The 25,430-nt window shown below is 33.6% G+C and carries 21 protein-coding genes and 1 tRNA gene; 18 read left to right on the top strand and 4 right to left on the bottom strand.

What is annotated here, in order from left to right:
• Positions 1-40: 40 nt before the first annotated feature.
• A complete protein-coding gene (locus tag BM201_RS00770) occupies positions 41-3,346 on the bottom strand; it encodes a glycosyltransferase family 117 protein (protein WP_092539492.1) in 3,306 nt (1,101 codons plus the stop codon).
• A gap of 303 nt (positions 3,347-3,649) precedes the next feature.
• Here BM201_RS00770 and BM201_RS00765 point away from each other — a divergent pair.
• Both BM201_RS00765 and BM201_RS00760 read left to right on the top strand, forming a co-directional pair.
• Positions 3,650-3,722 (top strand) — tRNA-Gln (locus BM201_RS00765).
• Between the two features lie 101 nt (positions 3,723-3,823).
• Entirely contained in the window at positions 3,824-5,617 is a 1,794-nt protein-coding gene (locus BM201_RS00760; protein WP_092539491.1) for an SLC13 family permease, read from the top strand.
• Positions 5,618-5,641: 24 nt separating this feature from the next.
• Here the strand turns inward: BM201_RS00760 and BM201_RS00755 are convergent, their stop codons facing one another.
• The 3 genes from BM201_RS00755 to BM201_RS00745 form a co-directional block, all read right to left on the bottom strand.
• Positions 5,642-6,208: a YceI family protein gene (locus BM201_RS00755; RefSeq protein WP_092539490.1), complete on the bottom strand. Its 567-nt coding sequence runs from the start codon at positions 6,206-6,208 to the stop codon at positions 5,642-5,644.
• 78 nt (positions 6,209-6,286) lie between these two features.
• On the bottom strand, positions 6,287-7,552 hold the full coding sequence (locus BM201_RS00750; RefSeq protein ID WP_092539489.1) for a hypothetical protein: 1,266 nt from the start codon (positions 7,550-7,552) through the stop codon (positions 6,287-6,289).
• Positions 7,553-7,574: 22 nt separating this feature from the next.
• A complete protein-coding gene (locus tag BM201_RS00745) occupies positions 7,575-8,114 on the bottom strand; it encodes a YceI family protein (RefSeq protein ID WP_092539488.1) in 540 nt (179 codons plus the stop codon).
• A 316-nt stretch (positions 8,115-8,430) separates the two neighbouring features.
• Here BM201_RS00745 and BM201_RS00740 point away from each other — a divergent pair, with 316 nt between their 5' ends.
• The 16 genes from BM201_RS00740 (at position 8,431) to BM201_RS00665 (ending at position 25,422) form a co-directional block, all read left to right on the top strand.
• On the top strand, positions 8,431-8,910 hold the full coding sequence (locus BM201_RS00740) for a UpxY family transcription antiterminator (RefSeq protein WP_092539487.1): 480 nt from the start codon (positions 8,431-8,433) through the stop codon (positions 8,908-8,910).
• A 341-nt stretch (positions 8,911-9,251) separates the two neighbouring features.
• Positions 9,252-10,253 (top strand): mannose-1-phosphate guanylyltransferase, encoded by a 1,002-nt coding sequence (locus BM201_RS00735; RefSeq protein ID WP_092539486.1) that lies wholly within the window; start codon positions 9,252-9,254, stop codon positions 10,251-10,253.
• Positions 10,254-10,270: 17 nt separating this feature from the next.
• Positions 10,271-10,861 (top strand): adenylyl-sulfate kinase, encoded by a 591-nt coding sequence (cysC, locus tag BM201_RS00730; RefSeq protein WP_092539485.1) that lies wholly within the window; start codon positions 10,271-10,273, stop codon positions 10,859-10,861.
• 3 nt (positions 10,862-10,864) lie between these two features.
• Positions 10,865-11,770 carry a sulfate adenylyltransferase subunit CysD gene (gene cysD, locus BM201_RS00725; RefSeq protein ID WP_092539484.1) on the top strand — a complete coding sequence of 302 codons (906 nt, stop codon included), beginning with the start codon at positions 10,865-10,867 and terminating at the stop codon, positions 11,768-11,770.
• A gap of 35 nt (positions 11,771-11,805) precedes the next feature.
• Complete coding sequence (cysN, locus tag BM201_RS00720) at positions 11,806-13,062, top strand: sulfate adenylyltransferase subunit CysN (RefSeq protein WP_092539483.1); 1,257 nt, start codon at positions 11,806-11,808, stop codon at positions 13,060-13,062.
• A 1-nt stretch (position 13,063) separates the two neighbouring features.
• Positions 13,064-13,852: a 3'(2'),5'-bisphosphate nucleotidase CysQ gene (gene cysQ, locus BM201_RS00715; protein WP_092540560.1), complete on the top strand. Its 789-nt coding sequence runs from the start codon at positions 13,064-13,066 to the stop codon at positions 13,850-13,852.
• Positions 13,853-13,879: 27 nt separating this feature from the next.
• The gene (locus tag BM201_RS00710) at positions 13,880-15,274 is read left to right on the top strand and encodes a nucleotide sugar dehydrogenase (RefSeq protein ID WP_092539482.1); all 1,395 of its coding nucleotides are present in this window, start codon (positions 13,880-13,882) and stop codon (positions 15,272-15,274) included.
• A gap of 45 nt (positions 15,275-15,319) precedes the next feature.
• Positions 15,320-16,270, top strand: coding sequence for a GDP-L-fucose synthase family protein (locus BM201_RS00705; RefSeq protein WP_092539481.1), 951 nt, complete (start codon positions 15,320-15,322; stop codon positions 16,268-16,270).
• A 38-nt stretch (positions 16,271-16,308) separates the two neighbouring features.
• Positions 16,309-17,433, top strand: coding sequence for a GDP-mannose 4,6-dehydratase (gene gmd / locus BM201_RS00700; RefSeq protein WP_092539480.1), 1,125 nt, complete (start codon positions 16,309-16,311; stop codon positions 17,431-17,433).
• A 175-nt stretch (positions 17,434-17,608) separates the two neighbouring features.
• The gene (locus BM201_RS00695) at positions 17,609-19,156 is read left to right on the top strand and encodes an MATE family efflux transporter (RefSeq protein WP_217643044.1); all 1,548 of its coding nucleotides are present in this window, start codon (positions 17,609-17,611) and stop codon (positions 19,154-19,156) included.
• Between the two features lie 6 nt (positions 19,157-19,162).
• Entirely contained in the window at positions 19,163-19,918 is a 756-nt protein-coding gene (locus BM201_RS00690; protein WP_092539479.1) for a hypothetical protein, read from the top strand.
• A 561-nt stretch (positions 19,919-20,479) separates the two neighbouring features.
• Complete coding sequence (locus BM201_RS00685) at positions 20,480-21,568, top strand: polysaccharide pyruvyl transferase family protein (RefSeq protein ID WP_092539478.1); 1,089 nt, start codon at positions 20,480-20,482, stop codon at positions 21,566-21,568.
• Positions 21,565-22,518, top strand: a complete 954-nt coding sequence (locus BM201_RS00680; protein WP_092539477.1) for a glycosyltransferase family 2 protein — start codon at positions 21,565-21,567, stop codon at positions 22,516-22,518. The genes BM201_RS00685 and BM201_RS00680 overlap by 4 nt, the downstream gene beginning before the upstream one ends.
• Before the next feature lie 10 nt (positions 22,519-22,528).
• Positions 22,529-23,512, top strand: coding sequence for a hypothetical protein (locus BM201_RS00675; RefSeq protein ID WP_092539476.1), 984 nt, complete (start codon positions 22,529-22,531; stop codon positions 23,510-23,512).
• Between the two features lie 3 nt (positions 23,513-23,515).
• Complete coding sequence (locus BM201_RS00670) at positions 23,516-24,178, top strand: xenobiotic acyltransferase family protein (RefSeq protein ID WP_139219095.1); 663 nt, start codon at positions 23,516-23,518, stop codon at positions 24,176-24,178.
• Entirely contained in the window at positions 24,175-25,422 is a 1,248-nt protein-coding gene (locus BM201_RS00665; RefSeq protein WP_092539475.1) for an O-antigen polymerase, read from the top strand. The genes BM201_RS00670 and BM201_RS00665 overlap by 4 nt, the downstream gene beginning before the upstream one ends.
• The last annotated feature ends 8 nt before the right edge of the window (positions 25,423-25,430 follow it).

Below are 25,430 nucleotides of genomic sequence, written 5' to 3'. Positions count from 1 at the left end.
TCTTAAAATATCGAATTTCGATATTTTAAGACCAGATTATTTATTGTGCAGCATCGAGTGTAAGAGAATCCTGTGCAGCTTGTCCCTGGTTAAGTTCCTGCTCTAATTGCTGTTGTCGCAATTGTTCTTCAGGAGAAACTTCAGGTTCAATTCCTTCTTCTTCAGAATAGAAATGCTGGAATTTTTTCAGGTAATTATTAAACTCGTCTGCTTTTTCTTTAACGATCTCTTCGTCCTGGTTTCTAACCAGGATATCTACAATACCGCGGTAACGTTCAACATCAGTAAAGATCTCTTCAGCATAACGGCGTTGTCTCTGGAAATCCCAACCGCTATACCAATCCAGGTTCTGCTGGTATTTTTCGGCTACTTTATTCCATAGTTCTCGTGCTTTTTCATCTTCGCCAACTTTATAGTAACCATCAATAAATGGTTCTAGAAGTGTGTAATATCCATAATGATCTGTTGGCATGTTTTCCATTCCAAGATCGAGGATCTCCTTGGCGCGTTCAGTATCATTTTCATTTAAAAGATTTTCTACCAATCGAGCAAGATTACTTCTATAAGTTATCGAATTTTTACGAGTTTCTGGATCGTGATAGATCTCTGGGTCACCCATATTGCCCCAATCCCAATTCTTTACGATATTGTACATTTTATCGGTATTCACCCTTCCCATATCGAATGGGTTTCTTGGGTTAACCGGTGTTTTTATGGGGACTAGTTTATATGCTACACCTTCTAATTGCAGGTAATCTTTCATCCATAAATAATCATCATCGCCGTAGCTACCGCCGGTAAAATAAATTGGGCGCTCCCAGTTATTGTTAGCGATAATGTCCAGCATTAATAATCGGTTTTTATAGATAAGATTAGAGCCAATTTCTATATCGATATGATCTACAATTTGATCTGCTTCGCTAGGATCTACAATTCCGTTATCTAAAATGGTTTGTTTGTCTACCGGAATTCTAACGTGTTTCGAAGGATAGGTATTGAAAGTTTCATCTTCAGAATATTCTAATTTTGTTCTTGGATCGTCACTTTCAATATAATTCATCCATTGTTTGATATTTAAGGTATCCTGTGTAATTGCTCGGCCTACGACAATATCATTTTTACCGGTGTAAAAATCATGATCTAATTGCGAAGGTATAGGATCACTGTCAAATGCCTTCCGTTTCATCTGGTCGATATACCAATCTGTTGCAAATAAACTGGTGTTTACAATACGAACATCCATACGGTAGCGCTCGATTTGTTGCGCATACCATAACGCAAAGGTATCGTTGTCACCAATGGTGAATATGATTCCGTTTTCGTCGACAGAGTCCAGATACATCTTCGCCATCGCTAAAGCTGAATATTTATCTGAACGGTCATGATCGTCCCAGTTTTCTGCCGCCATAATTCCCGGAACAATTAGGGATGCTACAATAACGATTGGTGCTGCTAGTTTTGGAGATATATAGCCTTTTAGTTTGTCATAAATGGCATACACTCCAAATCCTATCCACATCGCGAATACATAAAAAGAACCTACTAGAGCGTAGTCTCTTTCACGTGGTTCAAAAGGTCTTTCGTTTAGGTAAATTTTTAGGGCTATTCCTGTAAAAAGGAAGAACACTAAAAGTACCCAAAAGTTCTTTTTGTCTCGGTTTAGATGAAAAAAGAAGCCAATAAATCCTAAGATGAATGGTAAGAAATAATACGTGTTTCTAGCGGGATTGTTCTTTACATCGTCTGGTAAATTATCTTGTGGACCAAGATGCCATTCGTCTATTGGTTTGATACCGCTTAACCAGTTACCATGAAGATCTGTATATTTTCCCTGAATATCATCCTGGCGACCAACAAAATTCCACATAAAATAACGCCAGTACATATAACCGATCTGATATTCTAATAGATAGGAGAAGTTGGCTGAAGAAGATGGTTTTTCAACATCAATATATTCGCTAAACTGCTGAAGGAATTTATGGTAATCTGCATTATCGAGCTCGCCGGCAGAGTAGCGTTGTTTAAATTGAGAGATGGCTTGCATCAGGCGTTCTTCGCCTTGATATTCTTGCTTAACAGTAAATTGAAGCGGTCCCGTAAGATCCATATAATTAGAAGCATGCTCTGTGCTCCACATTCTTGGTAAGAAAGTTTTGTGAGCATCATCTAAATTTTGCTTTGTATTTTTCCAGTCGTTTACAATTACATATTTACCAAGTTCTTCGTCTTTCTCGTACTTTGGTTTTTTATCGTTATAAGGATTTTCTTCATCTAGCCCAGAATACATTTCAGACCACTGTGGCCCAAAGAATAGATGTGTTTCACCATATTGTTCCCGGTTATAATACGCTAATAATTCTCTTGCGTTATCAGGACTATTCTCATTAATTACCGTAGGTGCATTAGATCGAATAGGGAGCATGATCCAACACGAGAAACCAATTAGTATGAAAAGTATGCAGTGTAATAAGGTGTTAACTTCAGTTTTCTTGTTTTTGATACTCCAATTAATTCCGAGGTAAAAAATAGCGATAACTGCCAAAAATGCAACGATGGTTCCCGTATTAAAAGGCATCCCTAACGAGTTAGTGAAGAAAACCTCTGAAGCCGAGAAGAATGTAAGTGTATAAGGTAGTAGTAGTTTGAAGATAAATAATAATACGGCTACCACTACAATATTAGCAACGATAAAATTTTTAATAGTAACTTTTGGATAGTTTTTGAAGAAATAAAGGAAACCAATCGCCGGAATGGTAAGTAATCCCATAAAGTGAATCCCGAAGGTAAGTCCTGTAACAAGTGAGATTAATATAAGCCATTTGTTTCCACGGGCTTCGAACATATCGCGCTCCCAAAGCAATCCAAGATAGAACATAATGGACATTAGACAGGCCGCTGCAGCGTAAACTTCGGCTTCTACAGCACTAAACCAAAAACTATCTGTAAAGGTAAAGGCTAAAGATCCAACAGCTGCACTTCCTAAAACAGCAAGTTTGCCTGAAAAACTTAGACTTTCAGCCGGGCCAGAAACCCTTCTTATTAAAAGTGATATCGACCAAAACATAAATAAAATAGCAAATGCACTGGCAAGACCAGACATAAAGTTTACCATTAAAGCGATGTTGGAATTATCTGGGGCAAAAGTTGAAAAGAATGCACCCAGCATTTGATAAAGAGGAGCTCCCGGTGGATGTCCTACTTCTAAATTAGAGGATGTTGCAATATATTCTCCTGCATCCCAAAAACTAGCAGTAGGTTCTAAGGTCGAACTATAAGTAAAAAGCGCAACGGCAAAAATCACCCAACCGATGATGATGTTCCACTTTTTAAAGTTGAATTCTGTCATTTGTTATATTCTTGAATCTTGTGTGGCGAATTTAATAATAAAAATATTGAACGCCTTAATAACGCTAATGTAAACTATTTTATTTTTTAGGATTGAAGGTGTTGGTGGTTGGGTTTTTCTTGTTTATATAATTGGATAAGATTATATAAAATTTACTGGAGTTTTGTAAATTGTTGGTATATTGAAGTTTATTGAAAATCGATAATTGTTTCAAGGAATTTATTTGATTCGGAATTAAATTTTTTCAAAAAAATATTTGCGGGAATGAAACTTTGTTTTAAATTTGCATCCGCATTACAGCAATGGCCTATGGTGTAACTGGCAACACGTCTGGTTTTGGTCCAGAAGAGTCTAGGTTCGAGCCCTAGTAGGCCAACAAAAAAAGCCCTCAAATTTTTTGAGGGCTTTTTTGTTTTAATCAGGGATTGGTTTCTTTATCTTTGATTTTTTGAAATACTCACTGTAACCTGAAATTTCATGTCTGTAGAGGCAATTATCACATTATGTGTTATAGTTTGTGCAATTATACTTTTTGCAACAGAACTTTTATCTATTGACCTAGTAGCCTTATCGGTTATGTTGGTTTTAGTTTTAACTGGAGTCATAACACCTCAGGAGGGCGTGAGTGGTTTTAGTAATAAAGCGACAATGACTGTTGCCTTTATGTTCGTTTTAAGTGCGGCTTTGTTAAAAACCGGCGCTTTGCAGGTGGTGGCCCATCGCTTGTCTTCTATATTTAGGAATAGATTTAGTATGGGTATTGTCTTAATGATGATTCTTATTGCAGGTATTTCTGCTTTTGTAAACAATACACCAGTTGTTGCAGTTTTTATTCCGGTGGTTATCCAGATCGCTCATTCTTCGGGTCAAAGTCCGTCAAAAATGCTTATTCCTTTATCATTTGCATCAATATTTGGTGGCACCTGTACATTAATAGGAACTTCAACTAATATTCTGGTAAGTAGTATTGCTGAAGATGAAGCTGGTTTCTCGATTTCAATGTTCGATATGACGCCGCTTGGTTTGATCTTTATGGTTGTAGGAACTCTATACATGATCTTATTTGGTGTGAAGATCTTGCCGGATAGAAAAAGTAGTAAAGATTTGAAAGCTAAGTTTCAAATGAGTGGGTACTTAACTGAAATTGAGTTATTGGAAGATTCAGGCTCTATAGGTAAAAAAATCATGGATTCTGGTTTGGTTAAGGAATTGGAGATGGACGTTATCGAGATAAGAAGGGGAGATCAAAAATTTACATTACCTCCAGGTGATTTTATTCTGAAAAGATCTGATATTCTTAAGGTGAGATGTGATGTAGAAAAGATAAAGTCATTAAAAGATAGAGCGAAAATTGTTGTTGGAACTTCTATAAAGATAGGGGATGATGATCTTAAAGGAATAAATTCAACCATCGTCGAATTAGTGTTAACTGCAAATTCAGAAATTGAGGGGAAGACATTGAAATCAATGGATTTTCGAAGAAGATATAGAGCGGTACCTTTAGCGATTCGACATAGGGAAGAAGTAAGACACGATCATCTTTATGACGTGAAATTGAAGGCTGGAGATGTTGTTCTGGCTGAAGTAAAAAGTCATTACGTGAAAGAATTAAGAAAGAAAGGAAGTTCTCAAAATGCACCTTTTATCGTTTTGTCTGAAGATATGATTACAGATTTTGATAAGAGGAAATTTTATACTGTAATAAGTGTAATCCTTGGGGTAGTTTTGTTGGCGACCTTTAATATTTTGGATGTTATGGTAGGTGCAATTACCGGAGTTACTTTACTAGTACTTTTCAAAACAATATCAATGAAAGAAATGTACCAGGCCATTAACTGGAAAATTATATTTCTATTAGCTGGAGCTTTGAGTATGGGTACTGCAATGAGCAATACAGGTTTGGATCTTACTATTGCCAACGCCCTGGTGAATACATTAGGTTCTTGGGGTCCAATAGCTATCGTATCTGGACTGTATTTGGTAACTTCAATGTTAACTGAAATTATGTCGAATAATGCAGCGGCAGCCTTGCTGACTCCTATTGCGATTGCTACAGCAGTCAATTTAGGTCTTAGTCCTATGCCTTTTTTAATGGCAATTATGTTTGCAGCTTCAGCTAGTTTCATGACCCCGGTTGGTTATCAAACTAATACTATGGTTTATAGCGCTGGACAGTACAAATTTTTTGATTTTATAAAAGTAGGAACCCTTTTAAATATTCTTTTCTGGATTATTGCTACTTTAATGATTCCTTTGCTGTACGGGTTTTAAATCTGAATCAGGTTATTCATAAAGCTAATCAAAGAAAAGATTGAATTCAATTTCTATTTCATCTTTTACTTTAATTAAACCAAATATCTTTTTAGGTGGTTCCAGCTTAAAGTCCTCAATGTTTAAGTGAATAACACCCTTGTAGTTAGATTCGGCTGTGTCTACTTCCACCGGAACTACGTATTCTTTTTCAATCCCAGCAATTTCAATATTTAATGTTATTAAAGCCGATTTTTGATTCAGGAACTTTAATTTTTCAAGATTCAGGTTAATATATGGGAATTCTTCAGCTTTGATCAATGCTTCAAAATCCCTGTTTATAGGTCGGCTTCCACAGTCAAAAGCTTTCGAGTTTAGTTTTAAACTTGTGCTATTAAAAACCAAAACCTTATTATTTGTTTTTTGAAAACTTACATTTAGGCTTTTTGGAAGTTCTTCAGGATCAAAAATACAGTTGAAGCTATTTATGTTGGTATCTCCGCTTATTCTTAGTTCAGATTCAGAAGAAATCTTTAGAGTTTTATGCTCTAAGCTCTGAGAAAAGCAATTACTGCTAATTAATACGAATAAAACTGCTATTAAGGTTTTCATTGAGAAAGGGGATTAATGAAACAATAATAAATAAGAAGGAGAGCGAAAATTCGCTCTCCTAATGTAAAAGGAATTTATCTAAAAGCTAATTACGGCTTCAAACATTACACCATCAAACTGTCCTTCGTTATAGATGCTTGTAGTAGCAAAATCGTCATATTGTTGATTTACATATTCTAATTTTGCTAAAATGTTTTTAGTTAAAAACCATCCAGCACCAAGGTTAAGTCTGCTAATGCTAGCGTCATATCCATCTTGAGTTTCGCCTTCGGCTACATTGTATCTACCACCTACGTAGAAGTTTTCATTATTTCCGAAGCGATATAGGAGCTCACCTGCATATTGATTCCAGGTTCTTTCTTCTGCCTCACCTGTAGCTCTACCACTGGAGTTTTCGAATACCCCGAAGAACTCTAATCCTTTATATTTGATAAATGGGTTGATCATAAACGCTGTAAGTTCATTTCTAAATCCTGGATCCCATCTACCAGATCTAAAATTGCTGCTAGAAGATGCATCTGGGTTTTCCATTACTAAGTAGTATCTAGCTCCTGCACGGTCACCAGCATATAAATATGTTCTGGCAGATTTGTTGGTAGTGTATAAAGATCCAGTTAATCTAAACCTTAAATCTTCAGATAAATAATTATCATATCCTACTTTAGCAACAAATGAAGGGTCTGTAGTTTCTGGATTGTCAACAGATTGATTTAATTTACCATTTGTTACACCAACCATTGCTAACCAGCCATTGTTTCTATAATATACTTCACCACCAACTTCTGTAGTAAAGGCATCCATAATGTAGTTTCCAACAAATGGGTTGTAAAGTGCCTGGGCGTTATCACTTCTTCTAAAGTGAGTGTCACCATAGTTATTTTCGAAGTGACCAATTTTTATAGTAAGATGTTTCATTAGGTCTTCCATAAAACCCTCTTGAATAAATTCTAATTTATCAATTAAAAAGTATCCACCTTTTACGTAAGGTTCTGGGTGGTGTCTGGAAGATAAATAGGTTCTTAAGTGCATTCTAACACCATCGTAAAGAGCTACGTCTAAGTCTAAGTTTGCTGTAGCCAAGTTAAAATTGTCACCTATTTCAAGCAATTCCAGATTTCCAGAGTTTTCGTGATCTATCGCCTGAAATTGTAAGGCAAACGATCCACCAACTCTAACTTTTAGTCCGTCGAATGTAGAAACTGTATCTTTTGGAGATTCGAAAACATTTATTCCATTTTTATCTGGCTCGCGATAGTTATCTAGACTACGATTTTTTTGAGCTTCCATAGTTATTCCTAAGAATAGGAAAGAAGCAATAGCGGAGATTTTAAATATAGTTCTCATATTAGTAAAATTATGTTGTTGATTATTGGTTTACTTGAAATTTAAAGTTTACGGTAACTTCTTCACCGGTTTTAATAGTTCCCATTAGCGCTGTTGGAGGTTCAACACCAAAATTGGTCATGTTTATGGTATGTTTTCCTGAAATTTCTACACCCTGACTTACTTTTTTTGTGCTTACAGGAATTGATACTGTTTTTGTTTTGCCGTTAATGGTAAGTTTTCCTGTTATTTTACTAGCGCTTACTTCAGAAGAAGTAAATTTTACAGTTGGATAATCATCTTCATTAAGGGCTTTGTAAGCATTTTTGTCCATCCCGCCTTTACCACTTTCTAGTGATTTTACAGGAATTTCAACTGAAATCTTTGAAACATTTCCGCTGTTGGTTTCTACGTTTGCAACAGCTTTTTCAGAGGTCATTTCCCAATCATGAATGTTTGAGGTTCCTTCAACAAGAATTTCAGTTTTAATTGGTTTTAAATTTTGACTGTTTACTGATGCTCCTACAAAAAGGAAAATTAAAAGAGCGAATACTGAATAATAGTTAAGGGATTTTGTTTTCATGGCTTTATTGATTTTGTTTGAGACAAATTTCCTTCAATAAGCCAGCTTAAATTATGACTATTATCATATTTCGTAAAAAAGCATTTGAAATTTTGTGAACTTATCAACTATAGCGTTATAGTTGAATTGCGAATCGATTATATCGATAAAAATTTACTTTTAATCCACTTGTTTAAGTAAAATCGTGTTAAAACATTTATATTTATACCTTCAAAATTCACATAAGCTAATATTGTTTAAGAAAACTCCCCCTAATACGTTTTTTTAAATTACTTGCCCCAAATTAGTTTTGAGCTTTTAAACTAAATTTATTGGTATGTCTTGGTATGTAATTTATACAAAACCAAAATCAGAAATTAAAACAGCACGGAGGCTGGAAAAAATAGGGGTTAATGTTTTTTGTCCTGTTCAAAATGAAATAAGGCAATGGAGTGATCGTAAGAAGAAGTTTACTGTTCCATTGTTTACATCTTACCTGTTTGTACAATTAGAAGAAAAAGATCGAGCTAAAGTTTTTGATGTTCCTGGGGTAAATAATTATTTATTCTGGCTTGGGAAACCTGCGATTGTTCGTGATACTGAAATAAAGCTGATAAGAAATTGGCTAGAGGACGATTTAATAGATGAGGTGAAGGTATCTAATTTAAAACCAGGGGATCGTCTTAAAATTAAAAATGGAGCTTTCAAAGATAGAGAAGCAACTATTCAGGAAATAGGAAAAAGAAAATGCAAGCTAATTTTGTCTAATTTGGGAATTTTGCTTGAGGCAAAAATTAGCGAAGTATGCATGTCTTAAGTTTTTGTTAATTGTTAAAAATAACCTATTGCTTATTAGATTATCAATAATAAAGTTAATAGCTTTTTGAAATTAAGATAATAGTAACAAAAGCTTAAATTTTATCTTGGCTAAATTAACATTTATTTATAGGTTAGTGGTCTATAATTGAATAGATTTGGCGTTCGATTTTATGAAAATAAGTGAAAAATGAGATGAAGATCTAGGTTGTTTTATATAAAATAACATGATCTTTTTTCTTTTTTATAAAGCTGAAAATTAGCACTTGGGAGATTTTATGTGTGACTCCTGCGGCGGAGCCGTGAAAAATTTTATCTTTAAGCAAACTAACTAATCAAAATATGAGTGCAACTTATCATGTAATTCTTACGGGAGGTGTTGGTAGCCGTTTATGGCCACTTTCCAGAAAATCACGACCTAAGCAATATTTAGAGATTTTTAAGAATGATTCACTATTTGAATTAGCAGTAAAACGAAATCAAAAGTTTTCAGATGGTTTAATAGTGGTTGGTAATAAGGATAATAGAAGTTTGTCTATAAATAGTTTAGAAAAACTTCAAATAGAGAAATATTACGAGATTGTAGAAGCTACACCTAGAAATACAGCACCTGCAATAGCGTTTTCAGCATTTCAGGTTAATCCAGATGATATTTTGGTTGTTACGCCGGCAGATCATATTATTAAAGCAGATGAAAATTATGATAAAGCGGTTTCAAAAGCTGTTAAACTAGCTGAAGAGGGTAATATTGTAACTTTTGGAGTTAAACCAACAAGACCAGAGACTGGTTATGGTTATATTGAAAGCGAAGGTCAATCTGTGTTATCCTTCCGTGAAAAGCCAAATTTAGAAACTGCAAAGGAGTTTTTACATCGAGGTAATTTTCTATGGAATAGTGGTATGTTTTGCTTTAAGGCTGGTGTTTTTCTTTCTGAATTAGAAAAATATGAGCCAAAAGTATATAAAAGCTCTAAAGAAGCTTTTGAAAAATCACAGGAAGGCAAGCTTGATGAGGCTTTATCTATGGAGATTCCGTCGATTAGTGTCGATTATGCGGTAATGGAGCGAAGTGAGCTCATTAAAGTAGTTAATGCTGAATTTGAGTGGAGTGATATGGGAAGCTTTGAAGCCGTTTATGACTATTTTGTAGAGTCTGGATATCCAACGGATGCCGATGGAAATATGGTGATAGGTAGTGATAAGTTTACTGCTTTTGTTGGTATGAAGAATAGCATATTGGTAAATACCAAAGATGCTATCTTAATTTTAGCTAAAGAGGCTTCTCAGGATGTTAAGGGGGTTTATCAACAATTGGTCGATGAGAAATCGGAACTTATTCAATAATGAAAAATAACCTATGAATGGGTAATGTTATTCCTCATAAATATGAAATAACCTCAGCTAAAAGAGCTTTGTTGAAAAAGCAAAAACCGCTTGTTGTTTGGTTTAGTGGCCTTTCAGGTTCCGGGAAGTCTACATTAGCAAATTGGCTGGAAAAGAAACTGTTTGCTGAAGGATTTCATACTTATATACTTGATGGGGATAATATTCGTTTAGGTCTTAATAAGGATCTTGGTTTTGATCAGGATTCGAGAAATGAAAATATTAGAAGAATAGCCGAAGTTTGTAAACTTTTTCTAGATAGCGGATTGATAGTAATCGCCGCCTTTATAACTCCTAAGGAGAAAGATAGAAGAATTATTGAGTCTATTTTAGGAAATCACTATTTAGAAGTTTTTGTAGATACTCCGTTAGAAGTTTGTGAGAAGAGGGACGTGAAAGGATTGTATAAAAAAGCAAGAAATGGTGAAATTTCAAATTTCACCGGAATATCATGCGATTTTGAAATTCCTTTGAATCCCGATTTGCATATTAAAACCGAATCCGAAGAAGCTGAAGAAAGCATTGGTAGAATATTTCAGTATATTCACGGCCGAATAAATGAAAATTGAAAAATGAAAAAGTATTATCTGAATTATTTAGATGAACTTGAATCAGAAGCAATATATGTATTGCGAGAAGTTTGGGCACAGTTTGAAAATCCTGTGATCCTTTTTTCCGGAGGAAAAGATTCTATATTAGTTACTCACTTGGCTAAAAAAGCTTTTTATCCAAGTAAAATCCCATTCTCTTTATTACACGTAGATACGGGGCATAATTTCCCCGAAACAATTGCTTTTAGAGATGATTTGGTTGAAAAACTTGGAGTTAAACTTTTAGTGGGTTCTGTGCAAGAATCTATTGATGAAGGTCGCGTTCAGGAAGAAAAAGGAAAGAATGCAACAAGAAATGCTCTGCAAATCACTACGCTTTTAGATGCGATTGAGGATAACAAAATTGATTGCGCCATTGGTGGAGGTCGTAGAGATGAAGAAAAAGCTCGTGCAAAAGAACGTTTTTTCTCACATCGAGATGACTTTGGGCAGTGGGATCCTAAGAATCAACGCCCTGAATTGTGGAATCTTTTAAATGGAAAGTATTTTGAAGGGGAACATTTTAGAGCATTCCCTATCAGTAACTGGACTGAAATGGATGTTTGGAATTATATAAAAAGGGAGAATATTCAAATTCCATCCCTTTATTTCGCTCATCAAAGAGAAGTGGTGTGGAGAAATAATTCCTGGATTCCGGTTTCAGATTTTCTGAAATTAGAAGAAAACGAAGAGGTTTTTTCAAAGAAAATCAGATTTAGAACCTTGGGTGATATTACAATCACTGGAGGAATAGAGTCTGATGCTGATACTTTAGAAAAAATCGCAGAGGAAGTTTCAACTATGCGCAAAACAGAGCGCGGAGATCGATCAGACGATAAGCGATCTGAAACGGCAATGGAAGATAGAAAAAAACAAGGTTATTTTTAATAAAATAGGTCGAAGACCTTAAGATATAAGTTACAATGGAAATTAGTAATAATCAGTTATTACGATTTACAACTGCGGGTAGTGTAGATGATGGCAAGAGTACTTTAATAGGTAGATTGTTATATGATTCTAAGTCGATTTTTGAAGATCAGTTGGAGTCAGTTACTGCAACAAGTTCTAAAAAGGGGCATGAGGGTGTTGATTTAGCACTTTTTACAGATGGCCTAAAGGATGAAAGAGAACAGGGGATTACGATTGATGTTGCGTATAGATATTTTACCACTCCAAAAAGAAAATTTATTATTGCAGATACTCCTGGTCATATTCAGTATACCAGAAATATGGTAACAGGAGCTTCAACAGCTAATGCAGCAGTAATTCTTATAGATGCCAGAAATGGCGTAATCGAGCAAACTAAAAGACATTCTTTTATTGCCTCCCTCTTAAATATTCCGCATTTAGTAGTCTGTGTGAATAAAATGGACTTAGTTGATTATTCAGAAGAAGTTTTTAATAAAATTACGAGTCAGTTTGAAGAATTCAGCAGTAAATTATTGATGAAGGATGTGCGATTTATTCCAATTAGCGCTTTAGAAGGTGATAATGTGGTAAATAAATCAGAGAACATGAGTTGGTATGCTGGCGGAACATTGCTTAATGTTTTAGAAACATTACATATTAGTAGTGATATCAATAAAATTGATGCCAGATTCCCAGTTCAAACAGTATTAAGACCGCAGTCTGAAGAATTTAGAGATTATAGAGGTTATGCCGGTAGAATTGCTAGTGGAATTTACAGAAAAGGAGATGAGGTAGCTGTTTTGCCTTCAGGTTTTACTTCAAAAATTAAGTCAATTAATACCGGTGAGATCGAAGTTGAAGAAGCTTTCGCTCCAATGTCTGTTGCTCTTACATTAGAAGATGATATAGATATTAGTCGAGGAGATATGATTGTTAAAAAGAACAATCAGCCAGAACCTTCACAAGAGTTTGATGTGATGTTGTGTTGGTTAAATAATGATGCTGCCAAGCCACGTGCTAAATATGTGATTCAGCATACCTCTAATGAGGAGCGAGCAATGATTAAATCTGTGGTTTATAAGGTGGATATCAATTCCTATGAACGTGAGGAAGGTGATGATAGCTTAAAAATGAATGATATCGCTCGGGTTAAAATTCGTACTACAAGAAGATTAATGATCGATTCTTATCGCGATAATAGAAATACCGGAAGCATTATTCTAATTGATGAAGGTACTAATGAGACTGTAGCAGCAGGAATGATTGTTTAATTTGGAAAATCAGTATTTAGAGATAGCTATAAAGGCAACTTTTAAGGCAGCAAAGGAAGTAATGTCTATTTATCGTGATGGGAGTTTTGACGTAGAGATGAAATCAGATAATTCACCGCTGACGAGAGCTGATAAAGCTGCACATCTAATTATAAAAAAGGAGCTTGAAAAAACAGGAATTCCAATCCTTTCTGAAGAAGGGAAACATCTGCCTTATGAAGAAAGAAAGCATTGGAATAAACTTTGGATTGTAGATCCAATTGATGGTACTAAAGAGTTTATCAAGAAGACGGGGGAGTTTACCATTAATATTGCCATTGTAGAGAATCAAAAACCTGTGATGGGAATTGTTTATGCGCCGGCTTTAAAGCTTATTTATTGGGGATCACGGGCCGGATCGTATAAGCTGAGTGAGATTTCGAATTTTGCAGATTTTGAAAGTAATTTAGAAGAAAAACAAAGATTGCCTTTACAGGATCAGAAAGAAGCCTTTGTAATTGCCGCAAGTAAATCACATTTAACCGAAGCTACAAAGAGATTTATTGATCGAAAGCGTGACAATTTCTCGAAGGTAGAAGTTATTTCAAAGGGTAGCTCGTTAAAGATTTGTATGGTAGCAGAAGGAACAGTTGATTGTTACCCGAGGTTTGGAACCACTATGGAATGGGATACTGCGGCAGGGCATGCAATCTGTCGTAACGCAGACGCTCAGATTGTGGACCAAAACCAAAATCCATTAATATATAATAAAATAGATCTTAGGAATACGGAGTTCCTTTGCAAAAATTAATATAGTAACTAACTAAAAGTAATAAAAATGAAAGTTAAGAATATCTGCTGTATTGGAGCTGGTTATGTTGGAGGACCAACTATGTCAGTTATCGCTCAAAAATGCCCGGAAATAAATGTTACCGTAGTAGATCTTAATGAAAAAAGAATTGCTGCCTGGAATGATGAAGATGTCGATAATATTCCTATTTACGAACCAGGTTTATCTGCGGTTGTTGCCGACGCAAGAGGGCGTAATCTTTTCTTTTCTACCGATGTGGATGAGGCGATAGATAAGGCGGATATGATTTTTATTTCTGTTAATACCCCGACTAAAACCTATGGTATAGGTAAAGGTATGGCGGCTGATTTAAAGTGGATTGAATTATGTGCCCGTCAGATAGCCAGAGTGGCTACTTCAGATAAGATAGTTGTGGAAAAATCCACCTTACCCGTAAGAACGGCTCAGGCTTTAAAGAATATCCTTGATAATACAGGTAACGGAGTTAACTTTCAAATCCTTTCAAATCCGGAGTTTTTAGCTGAAGGTACTGCAGTAGATGATTTGTTAAAACCGGATAGAGTATTAATTGGTGGTGATCTGGATACCGAAAAAGGTAAAGATGCGATGCAAGCTTTGGTCGATATTTATGCACATTGGGTGCCTCAGGCAAATATACTTACAACAAATGTTTGGTCATCTGAGTTGTCAAAGTTAACAGCGAATGCCTTTTTAGCTCAACGTGTTTCGAGTATTAATGCAATGTCAGAACTTTGTGAGGTAACGGGTGCAGATGTTAACGAAGTAGCTAAAGCCGTGGGTATGGACTCTAGAATTGGTCCTAAGTTTTTAAAGGCTTCCGTGGGTTTTGGAGGATCATGCTTTCAAAAAGATATTTTGAACTTGGTGTATATCGCTAAAAGTTTTGGTTTAAATGAAGTGGCTGATTATTGGGAGCAGGTGATATTAATGAATGATCACCAAAAAAGAAGATTTGCGGCTAATATCGTAAAAACACTTTATAACACCGTTTCAGGAAAAAAAATATCGATGCTGGGTTGGGCATTCAAAAAGGATACTAATGATACCCGGGAAGCGGCTTCTATTTATGTTGCTGACTATTTATTAAATGAACAGGCAGAAATTGTTGTATACGATCCAAAGGTTACTGAAGAACAAATTTATGCAGATTTAGATTATTTAGGATCGAGACCTGATGAAGAAAACAGAAAATTGGTTAAAGTTGTAAATACGTCTAAAGAAGCATGTAACGAGGCGCATGCAATTGCTGTGATGACTGAATGGGATGAGTTTGTAGAGATTGATTGGCAAACTGTATACGAAAATATGTTGAAACCTGCATTTTTGTTTGATGGGCGTAAACTCTTAGATAAACATAAAATGAAAGATTTAGGTTTTAAATTTTATGCAATAGGAAACTAATCGAATTTAAATTCGAGTAGAATAATTACAATTAATAATTAAGATATGGATAATAATTCTAAAATATATTTAGCCGGACACCGAGGTATGGTTGGTAGTGCTATATGGAGGGCTTTAGAAAATAAAGGTTATACGAATTTAGTTGGTAAAACGAGTGCTGAATTGGATCTTAGAAACCAAGCCGAAGTAAATGCTTTTGTTTCTAAAGAAAAACCAGATGTAATTATCGATGCTGCTGCTCGAGTAGGAGGGATTTTAGCTAATAATGATCACCCCTATACTTTTTTAATGGAGAATTTGCGAATCCAAAATAATTTGATAGAGGCAGCTCATCAATTAGAAGTGAAAAAATTTATCTTTCTAGGGAGTTCTTGCATCTATCCAAAATTTGCCCCGCAACCATTAAAAGAGTCATATTTGCTTACTGGGCCATTAGAGCCTACTAATGAATGGTATGCTATCGCCAAAATAACTGGAGTTAAGACATGTCAGGCAATAAGGAAGCAATTTGGAAAAGATTTTGTGAGTTTAATGCCAACTAATTTATATGGTACTCATGATAACTTCGATCTTAAAACCTCTCATGTTTTACCAGCGATGATTCGTAAATTTCATGAGGCTAAAGAAAATAATAATAGCACTGTGGAATTGTGGGGTAGTGGTTCGCCAATGCGTGAGTTTTTATTTGTAGACGATATGGCGGCAAGTGTTGTATTTGGTTTAGAAAATGTACTTCCAGATCATTTGTATAACGTAGGTACAGGTGTAGATATTACAATAAAGGAGTTAGCTGAGATAATTCAGCAAAAGATTGGGCATACAGGTGATATTGCCTGGGATAGCTCTAAGCCTGATGGTACACCTCGTAAATTAATGGATGTTTCTAAAATGCATGATCTTGGATGGAAACATAAAGTCGATTTGGAAGAAGGAATTGAAAAAACATACAACTGGTTTCTTGAAAATATCGAAAACTTTAAGGAGGTAAAATTATAACGATTTAACAATCTAAACTAATACTTAAAATTTTAATTATGAAAGTCGCACTAATCACTGGTATTACAGGTCAAGATGGATCATATTTAGCTGAATTATTATTAGAAAAGGGCTATATGGTTCATGGGATAAAAAGAAGAGCTTCCTTATTTAATACTGATCGAATAGATCATCTATATCAGGATCCACACGATCCCAATCAACGCTTAAAGTTACATTATGGGGATTTAACGGATTCCATGAACCTAACTCGGATTATTCAAGAAACTCAACCTGATGAGATCTATAATTTAGGAGCGATGTCTCATGTTAAGGTATCTTTCGATTCCCCGGAATATGTAGGAAATGTTGATGGATTAGGAACACTAAGAATTTTGGAAGCGGTACGTTTATTAGGGCTAGAGAAGAAAACCAGGATTTATCAGGCTTCTACTTCTGAACTTTACGGCGGTTTACCGGAAAATAAGAATGCAAATGGATTCTACGACGAAACCTGCCCTTTTTATCCGAGATCTCCTTATGGTGTAGCTAAGATCTATGGCTTCTGGATCACAAAGAATTATCGCGAAGCCTACAATATGTATGCTTGTAATGGTATTCTATTTAATCATGAATCGCCTCGACGAGGGGAAACTTTTGTAACTAGAAAGATCACACGCGCTGTAGCTAAAATCGCTCTTGGATTACAAGATAAAATATATTTAGGAAATCTGGAGGCGCAACGAGATTGGGGACACGCAAAAGACTATGTTCGTATGATGTGGATGATTCTACAAGCTGAAAAGGCTGAAGATTGGGTAATAGCTACAGGAGTAACTACAACGGTAAGAGAATTTGTGCGTATGGCTTTTGAGGAGGTAGGTATAGAATTAGAATTTAAAGGTGAAGGGGTAGATGAAAAAGCTTATGTAGTGGCTTGTAAAGGTGATTATAAGGTAGAAACTGGTAAAGAAGTATTATCAGTAGATCCATCATATTTCCGTCCGACTGAAGTTGATTTGTTATTAGGAGATCCGTCAAAGGCTAAGGAAAAGTTAGGTTGGGTGCCTGAATTTGATCTAAAAGGATTAGTAAAAGATATGATGAAAGGTGATGTGAAGTTGATGAAAAGAGATGTAGATTTGTTAAAGGCTGGGCATAAGATTTTAAAGCAGGTTGAGTAATTAACTTTGTTCCTATTTGTCTTTGTTAAACTTAAGGGTATCTAATTAAAATGATTATTATTATAAAATGTATTTTGTACCCATTGATCAATTTTTTCTAGATCGAATAACTTATATACCAGATAGTTCTAAATGAATATGAAAATAACTAAAAATTTACTGATCAAAATAGAACATGTCTACAGCGAATAGGGTTATTAAAAACACGGGTTTTTTATATGCTAAGATGGGGATAACAATGTTTATCTCTTTGTATACAACAAGGTTAGTTTTAAATGCTTTAGGAACATCTGATTATGGAATATATAGTGTTGTGGGTGGAGCTGTTGCAATGTTAGGTTTCTTAAACGCTGCGATGGCCAGTGCTACTCAGCGATTTATGTCTTTTTATGAAGGTAAAGGTGATAGGATTCTTCAAAAAAAAATTTTTAATGTAAGTATTGTATTACATTTTGGAATTGGAATATTTTTAGCTTTAATATTGTTATTAGCTGGTTATTTCTTTTTTAACGGTATATTGAATATCCCAGATAATAGAATATATGCAGCTAAATTTGTTTACGGGAGTCTCATAGTTAGTACTGTATTTACAGTTATGAGTGTACCTTATCAGGCTTTGTTAAATGCACATGAGAATATGTTTTATTTTTCCATAGTTGGTGTTCTGGAATCTATTTTAAAGTTACTCGTAGCCTTATTTGTGGTTTATACAGCAATGGATAAGTTAAAGATGTATGGTGTTCTAATGGCTCTAATTCCATTAGTAATTCTTACAATTATGAGAGTTTACTGTCACAAACATTATTCAGAGTGCGTTGTATCACCCAAACGTTTTTGGGATAAATCCCTTCTAAAAGAAATGACTGGGTTTGCCGGATGGAATTTTTTAGGCTCCACGATTTCAATCGTTGCCCAATATGGTCAGGGTATAGTTCTTAATATGTTTTTTGGTACTAGAATTAATGCAGCACAGGGTGTAGCAAATCAAGTTAATGGCCAAGTTAGCGTTTTTGCTGCAACTATGCTAAAAGCATTAAATCCTGTTATTGTTAAGAATGAGGGAGCTGGGAAGAGAAGAAGTATGTTGAGAACAGCTATGGTTGGTTCTAAATTTTCATTTTTTCTTTTAGCCCTTTTTGCAATTCCTATCTGTATAGAAATGCCATATATATTGAAGTTATGGATTAAAAACGTACCGGAGTACACTGTTATTTTTTGTCGTCTTTTATTAATTATAAGTTTGATAGATCAGTTATTTATAACATTACCATCAGCAATCTCTGCCACAGGTAAAATTAGAAATTATCAACTATCTGTATCAGTTTTACTAACGTTACCAATAGTTTTGGGGTGTATTCTTTTTACTATGGGTTACCCTCCTTATACCTTATATGTATTGTTCATTACTCAAAGGTTAATAAGAGGTTTTGGTGTTGTTCTGCATTTTGCAAAGAAAATTGTTGGTCTATCTAAAAGTTTATTCCTGAAGCAGGTTGTAGTTCGATGTCTGTTGTCCACGATGGTGTCATTAAGTATCGGTATTTTAATTATAGAGCTGTTAGAAGAAGGTTTGTTTAGATTAATTATAACCTTAGTTGTTACCTTTATTGTAGGTATATTGAGTTCATATTATATTGGTCTAGCAAGTGATGAAAGGGGTCAAGTTATGCTATTGTATGGGCAGGCAAAAGTGAAAATAGGAGAAATGTTAAAAAGGAGTTAGAGAGGTATGATAAATATAAAAGATGCTCTAATTTATAGGATTAGACCTATATTATTTAAAAAGATTAATAAAAAAGTAAAGAATAATTTTCAGAGTGATAACAAATCGGTAGAATATTTTGATGTAAAAGAAACAACTAATATAAAAAGTGTAGAGGATTTTTTTGAGTTCAAGGATAATTCTTGGAGTCAAATTAAATACATTGAAAATCATATGCTTAACGATTTAACACCTTTCAAAGTGAAGGATGTGAGTTATGAGAATGATAATGTATGTGATAATTCGAAAGTGGAATTTTTATCTGATGGAATTATTAAATGTTTCCATGAAGGTGTTAGGAATGAATGGGTATTACTAAAATACCGAAATAAATTACAAAAGCCCTATATTTTTGAGTTTGATGCTAAGATTAATACTGTAAATTCTGAATTTCAGATAGCTTTTAATTTCGATAATTTAGGCAAGAGGTATAGGTTTAATTTTAGGCATAACGAAAAATTATCTTTTGAGGTAGTTTATAAGGGTTTTTTTCATAATCATATATGCTCTCAATTTTTAAAGGTAGATTTGGGTGTTTATAATAATTTCAAAATAATTGTTTGTAATAACTATTACCAGTATATCGTCAATGACAATGTTATATTATCTGTCAAGGAGAAGGAAAAACTTTTTAACGCTTCTGGGTTAGCATTAATTCTGTGGGATAATGATGGTAATTTATTAGATGTTAGTTATAAAAACATGAAAATTTTAGAAATCTAACAGGGAATAAGCTATTTTGATAAATAGATAGAAATAACGGACTAATTTGAAAGTATATTTGATACATGACTTTGATTTTAGTAAAATTCTCAATTTTTGCTGCAATGTACTGCTATGTCTTCTTTTATTTATTTCCGGCCGAAAAGGAAAAAATAGGATTGTATTAGGAGACTCTTGTTAAATTTCAAAAGAAATTCATTGATGTGTTTTTATGGAGTTGAATGCTGTATTTGATCAATGACAAAGTTTTTTTGAAATGTTTTTTATATAAGCAGTGTTTAGCAAACGTATCTGATAAAATTGTTAACCAAAACCAATCCAACTTTTATCTTTATCATATAAATTAAAAATACTATAAAATACAAATATTGATCTGTCTTACCATTGATCGTAATATATAGAAGGAATAGGAACTGTTATTTGGGTTCATAACTTTGAGAGCTGGTGCTATTGTATTTGGTTTGGTCAAGTTGGAATATTTTGAATCAAGATTGACTTTAATAAGTTACTTCAGATCATGATATAAGTGATTTTTGCAATATTTATAAAAATAAAACGGGAATGAGAATAGGTATAATGACAACCCAAGACGCTTTAAATAATGGAGCGATGTTGCAAGCATTTGCTTTACAAACATTTTTAGAAAATTTAGGGCATCAGGTTGAGTTTATTAATTTTGAAAGAGAGCGAACTAGAACTTGGCGTTCTTTTGTTTCAAAAAGCCCAAAATTAATGAAACAAAAATTAATTAATGCACTAAACGAAAGCCGCTATAGAAAGCAAGGGAACTTTGGAGCTTTTTTAAAGAGGGGTGAGAAGGTTTATAAGAGCCTTAAAGCACTACAACAAGATCCGCCAGATTACGATATTTATATTGCTGGGAGTGACCAAATTTGGAACGTAAGTTCTAGAAATACGATTAATCGGCCATTTTATCTTGATTTCGGAGGGGACCATGTCAAAAAAATTGGCTACGCGGCAAGCATGGGGCAATGTAATGTGCCTGAGTTTATGAATGATGAAATTCATTCTTTGTTAAAGAATTTTTATGCAATCAGTTTAAGAGAAACAATTGCCGTGAATTTTATTCAATCTTTATTTAAAGAGACAAAACAAATATATCATACACCAGATCCTACGTTTCTACTTTCCGTAAATGATTATAAAAGATTTATACCAGATAGTAACATCCAAAAGGAATATATTGCTTCCTATATATTGGTGCCTAATGAATTTCCTAAGGAATTGAGGGAAGCCTGTAGATTTATTGGAAACCAAAAACGAATGGAGATATTAAATTTAAGAAATCCGGATACTTGCATTTGGTTAAAAGGAGCAACAGATATAATTGTTGCTCCTGAAAAGTGGTTGGAATATTTTTATTATGCTAATTTTACTATTTGTTGTTCTTTCCACGCTGTCGTATTTTCATTAATATTTAATAAACATTTCGTCGTTTTAACACCTTATAAAAATGAGAGGATAGTGTCTTTACTAGACAGGGTAGGACTTGGAGATAGAATAGTTTATAAATTTGATAAAGAACAAATTTATAAATTATTGAACCAAAATATTAATTGGAAAGAGACAAATAAACAATTAAGCGAATTTCAAAGTGTAGGAGTTAATTTTCTTAAAGAACATATATGAGTATGATATCAGTTGTTATTCCGTTATATAATAAAGCACATACAATATTAAAAACTATTCAAACGGTTTTAGATCAAACTTTAACAGAATTCGAATTGATAGTTGTTAATGATGGATCAACTGATGAAGGGGTCGAAGTGATTGAAAAAAATATTAATGACCCCCGAATTAAAATAATAAATCAGGATAATAAAGGGGTTAGTGTTGCCCGCAATACAGGTGTTAGGAGTGCAAAAAATAAATATATTGCTTTTTTAGATGGTGACGATGAGTGGCTGCCAACTTATCTGGAAACGATGGCAGATGCGATCAAGAAATTTCCAAATGCTGGTATGTTTTGTTGTGCAGGTTTAATTAGGAATTCGACAGGTATACATGATAGAATAGCCACAGACTATAGAGATAAAATAGTTCAAATTAGTTTTTTTCAAAACCCTCATGTATTTCTTCATACGAGTGCTACAATTGTAAGTAAAATTGAGTTTGATAAATTGGGAGGATTTCCTGTAGGAATGAAAAGAAATCAAGATTATGCTCTTTTTTTTCAATTAGCACTTACTTCAAAGGTAATCTATTGTGGAACTCCACTAAGTATATATGTAGGTGACGTTGCAGGTCAAGCCACCCAAACTAAAATTAAAGAGGTGATAAAGCATGTAGTTGGTAGATATAATTTAGTACACGCTAGATGGCTAAAAACAGGAGGGCTAAATGTTGATTATCCAACTTTTCTGAGGTATGAAGTTAGGCATTTTTATCTTTCTTTTTTAAAAAAGAAAGATTATTCATCCATAAAGTACTTTAATAATAATCTAAATATAGAAATAAAGAAATGCTTTACTCCATTTGAATTTAATTTATATAGAAATACGAGAATATTGTCATATATTTTCATCTATCTTACTAAAGTTAGATGGCGTTTGAGAGGATACCCGAGATTAGGGAAATAAAAATTTTGATATGAATACAACAAAAAAAATTCTGCTTAAATCATTACGTCGTTTGTATATTAAAATCACTCGTAATTCTGAACGAATTTCAGAAAAGAAAATTTATATTAAAAGTTCTGAAAATCTTATTTATGATAGATTGCTTGCTGATGAACCTTGTATGATAGCTAGGTTTGGTTCTACAGAATTAACATGCTTAATAAATTATGTAGGGGTGAAGTCGGGAAGTAAAAATTATATAAAATTTATTAGAGGGGAAGAAAATAAATGGTGGTGGGATTATAATATTATTGATCAGATGTACGAATGGAGTGGCTTTTTTCCTCCAACTTTAAATAATATTGAAAGATTTTGTGAGATGATGATCGATGATATGCAGGAGGTAGATATTTTAGGTTCGTGGTTAGATGGAGAGAATTATTTTGATGGGTATTTAAATTGTTACAAAACACATTTACGTAATTTAGAGCCTTTTTGGTTAGATTTACCATGGACAAAGGCTTTAGAAAATAAAAGAGTTTTAGTAATTCATCCCTTTTCAGAAACAATACTTGCGCAATACGAGAAAAGAAAAAATATATTTGAAAATTCAAATATATTGCCCGAATTTAAATCTCTCGATGTTATAAAAGCTGTCCAAACTTTAGGTCAAACTAGTTCGGAATATGATGATTGGTTTGATGCTTTAAATGGGATGAAGAAGCAAATTGATAAAACTGATTTTGATATTTGTTTAATAGGAGCCGGGGCTTATGGTTTTCCATTAGCAGCACATGTGAAGAGAATTGGTAAAAAAGCTATTCATTTGGGAGGAGCTTTGCAATTGATTTTTGGGATTAGAGGGAAAAGATGGGAAGATGCAAATTATGGAGTGAAAGAATGGGGAATATCTAACGGTGAATATTCAGAATTAATGAATAAATACTGGGTACGACCACTTGATAAAGAAAAACCTAAGACTGCAGGTAACGTTGAGGATTCATGTTATTGGTAAATTATGAAATATTTAAAAAGACTATTGTATTTTCCTTTAGGAGCATTGAAAGCGTTTTTATTTTCTAGTAATTTGTTTGCACGGGATATTGTAAATCGTAAAAAATTTAAAACGGCAATTTTAGAAAAAAACATTTCATTAACACCAGATTGCGAGATTGATATGCATTCGCATATATACTCCAACACAATAATTAATCATAGCAAAATTGGAAAATATACCTATATTGGAAGAAATTCACTTATCCAAAATGCAGAAATAGGTAACTTTTGCTCAATTTCACATGAGGTGAATATAGGTTTGGGATGTCATCCTACTAATTTATTTTCTACATCTCCAGTTTTTTATAAACGTAAAAATACTTTAAATATTGAAGTGGTAGAGAAAAATATGGATTTTATGGAGTATAAGAAAATTAAAATCGGACATGATGTCTGGCTTGGAACAAGGGTTATTTTGATGGATGGAGTTACAATAGGTACTGGAGCTGTAGTTGCTGCTGGAGCTGTAGTTACTAAAGATGTGCCGCCCTATGCTATAGTAGGTGGTGTTCCTGCCAAAATATTAAAATTCAGATTTGATGAAAATAAAAGAAATAATCTATTAAAGAGTGAGTGGTGGAATGAGTCTCCGTGGGATATTGTTAATATGAAGAATTGGAAATGAGAACTAAAGCTTATTACTACACAACTAGAATTTTACCTTTTTTTATTTTATTAATAACATTATCCTCAGTAAATCAATGGTCTAGACTACCAATAGGGAATACCTCGTTTTGGTGGATTATCTACGGCGTGATCTTGGTTCTCTTTTTTAAAACAAAATCTTATCTATTAAATTCTATCACTTCTAGTTTGTGGCCTATATCTTTTTTCTTGATTATTGTATTATTTTCATTTATTCATGGTCTTATAAAATCGGAATATTATTGGGATTGGAAACTGTTAATAAGTAATTTGATGGTATTTTTAATGCCAATATCAGTGTATGCATTTGGTTCACCATTGATACTGAATAGAACGATAAAATATTGGAAAAATTACGCATTACCTTTATTTCCAATTTTTCTAATATTCATTTTACCTGAGGCTTACGGGAGATATTTAATGCCTATTAGTTTTTTATTATTATTTTTCCCAATTTTACCTAAAAAGTGGAAAGTTATTGGTGTTCTGTCAATAGTATTAATAACATTTCTAAGCAGTGGTGCTCGAAGCAACGTAATTAAATTTATAATTCCATTTGGATTAAGTTTTTTATATTATTTCAGAAAAAATTTCACTAAAAAAATATTTTATTATATTACCATAATATTTTTTCTATTGCCTTTTGCTTTTTTGTATCTCGCTGTTAACAATACCTTTAATGTATTTAAATTTAACGAGTATTTAGATACTAAGAATGATAATGAGAAACTTTTGGTAGATACTAGAACTTTTCTGTACGAAGAGGTCATTAGTTCTGCGATAAATAATGATTATTGGCTTTTTGGAAGATCTATGGCTCGAGGTTTTGATAGTAATTTCTTCGATTGGTTGGAAGCTTATAAGCAATATCGGTTAGAAACTGATAGGGATGAACGCCAAAGCTCCGAAGTTTCTATATTAAACATTTTTAATTATTTTGGAGTAATAGGAGTTATATCATATTTTATTATTTTTTTTAAAGCAGCCTACACTTCAATATATTCATCAAATAATATTTTTTCTAAAATTCTTGGAGTGTATGTCGCATTTAGGTGGTTTTATAGTTGGATAGAGGACTTTAGCCGCTTTGATTTAAACTTTCTAGTGTTATGGATTGCTGTTGGTGTATGCTTTTCTGAAACTTTTCGAAAAATGAGTGATAAAGACTTTACTAGTTGGATTCGAAGCCTTTTTAGTAAAAATGCTTTTATTAATTTAACTTAATAACCTTA

This window comes from Zunongwangia mangrovi (assembly GCF_900112105.1).
Taxonomy (GTDB): domain Bacteria; phylum Bacteroidota; class Bacteroidia; order Flavobacteriales; family Flavobacteriaceae; genus Zunongwangia; species Zunongwangia mangrovi.
The sequence above is the reverse complement of the archived record's forward strand: the minus strand, read 5'-3'. Positions and strand labels throughout refer to the sequence as shown.

Coding starts and splice junctions, on each gene's coding strand:
- BM201_RS00770 (WP_092539492.1), bottom strand. CDS start 3,346: ATGACAGAATTCAACTTTAAAAAGTGGAACATCATCATCGGTTGGGTG.
- BM201_RS00760 (WP_092539491.1), top strand. CDS start 3,824: ATGTCTGTAGAGGCAATTATCACATTATGTGTTATAGTTTGTGCAATT.
- BM201_RS00755 (WP_092539490.1), bottom strand. CDS start 6,208: ATGAAAACCTTAATAGCAGTTTTATTCGTATTAATTAGCAGTAATTGC.
- BM201_RS00750 (WP_092539489.1), bottom strand. CDS start 7,552: ATGAGAACTATATTTAAAATCTCCGCTATTGCTTCTTTCCTATTCTTA.
- BM201_RS00745 (WP_092539488.1), bottom strand. CDS start 8,114: ATGAAAACAAAATCCCTTAACTATTATTCAGTATTCGCTCTTTTAATT.
- BM201_RS00740 (WP_092539487.1), top strand. CDS start 8,431: ATGTCTTGGTATGTAATTTATACAAAACCAAAATCAGAAATTAAAACA.
- BM201_RS00735 (WP_092539486.1), top strand. CDS start 9,252: ATGAGTGCAACTTATCATGTAATTCTTACGGGAGGTGTTGGTAGCCGT.
- cysC (WP_092539485.1), top strand. CDS start 10,271: ATGGGTAATGTTATTCCTCATAAATATGAAATAACCTCAGCTAAAAGA.
- cysD (WP_092539484.1), top strand. CDS start 10,865: ATGAAAAAGTATTATCTGAATTATTTAGATGAACTTGAATCAGAAGCA.
- cysN (WP_092539483.1), top strand. CDS start 11,806: ATGGAAATTAGTAATAATCAGTTATTACGATTTACAACTGCGGGTAGT.
- BM201_RS00710 (WP_092539482.1), top strand. CDS start 13,880: ATGAAAGTTAAGAATATCTGCTGTATTGGAGCTGGTTATGTTGGAGGA.
- BM201_RS00705 (WP_092539481.1), top strand. CDS start 15,320: ATGGATAATAATTCTAAAATATATTTAGCCGGACACCGAGGTATGGTT.
- gmd (WP_092539480.1), top strand. CDS start 16,309: ATGAAAGTCGCACTAATCACTGGTATTACAGGTCAAGATGGATCATAT.
- BM201_RS00695 (WP_217643044.1), top strand. CDS start 17,609: ATGTCTACAGCGAATAGGGTTATTAAAAACACGGGTTTTTTATATGCT.
- BM201_RS00690 (WP_092539479.1), top strand. CDS start 19,163: ATGATAAATATAAAAGATGCTCTAATTTATAGGATTAGACCTATATTA.
- BM201_RS00685 (WP_092539478.1), top strand. CDS start 20,480: ATGAGAATAGGTATAATGACAACCCAAGACGCTTTAAATAATGGAGCG.
- BM201_RS00680 (WP_092539477.1), top strand. CDS start 21,565: ATGAGTATGATATCAGTTGTTATTCCGTTATATAATAAAGCACATACA.
- BM201_RS00675 (WP_092539476.1), top strand. CDS start 22,529: ATGAATACAACAAAAAAAATTCTGCTTAAATCATTACGTCGTTTGTAT.
- BM201_RS00670 (WP_139219095.1), top strand. CDS start 23,516: ATGAAATATTTAAAAAGACTATTGTATTTTCCTTTAGGAGCATTGAAA.
- BM201_RS00665 (WP_092539475.1), top strand. CDS start 24,175: ATGAGAACTAAAGCTTATTACTACACAACTAGAATTTTACCTTTTTTT.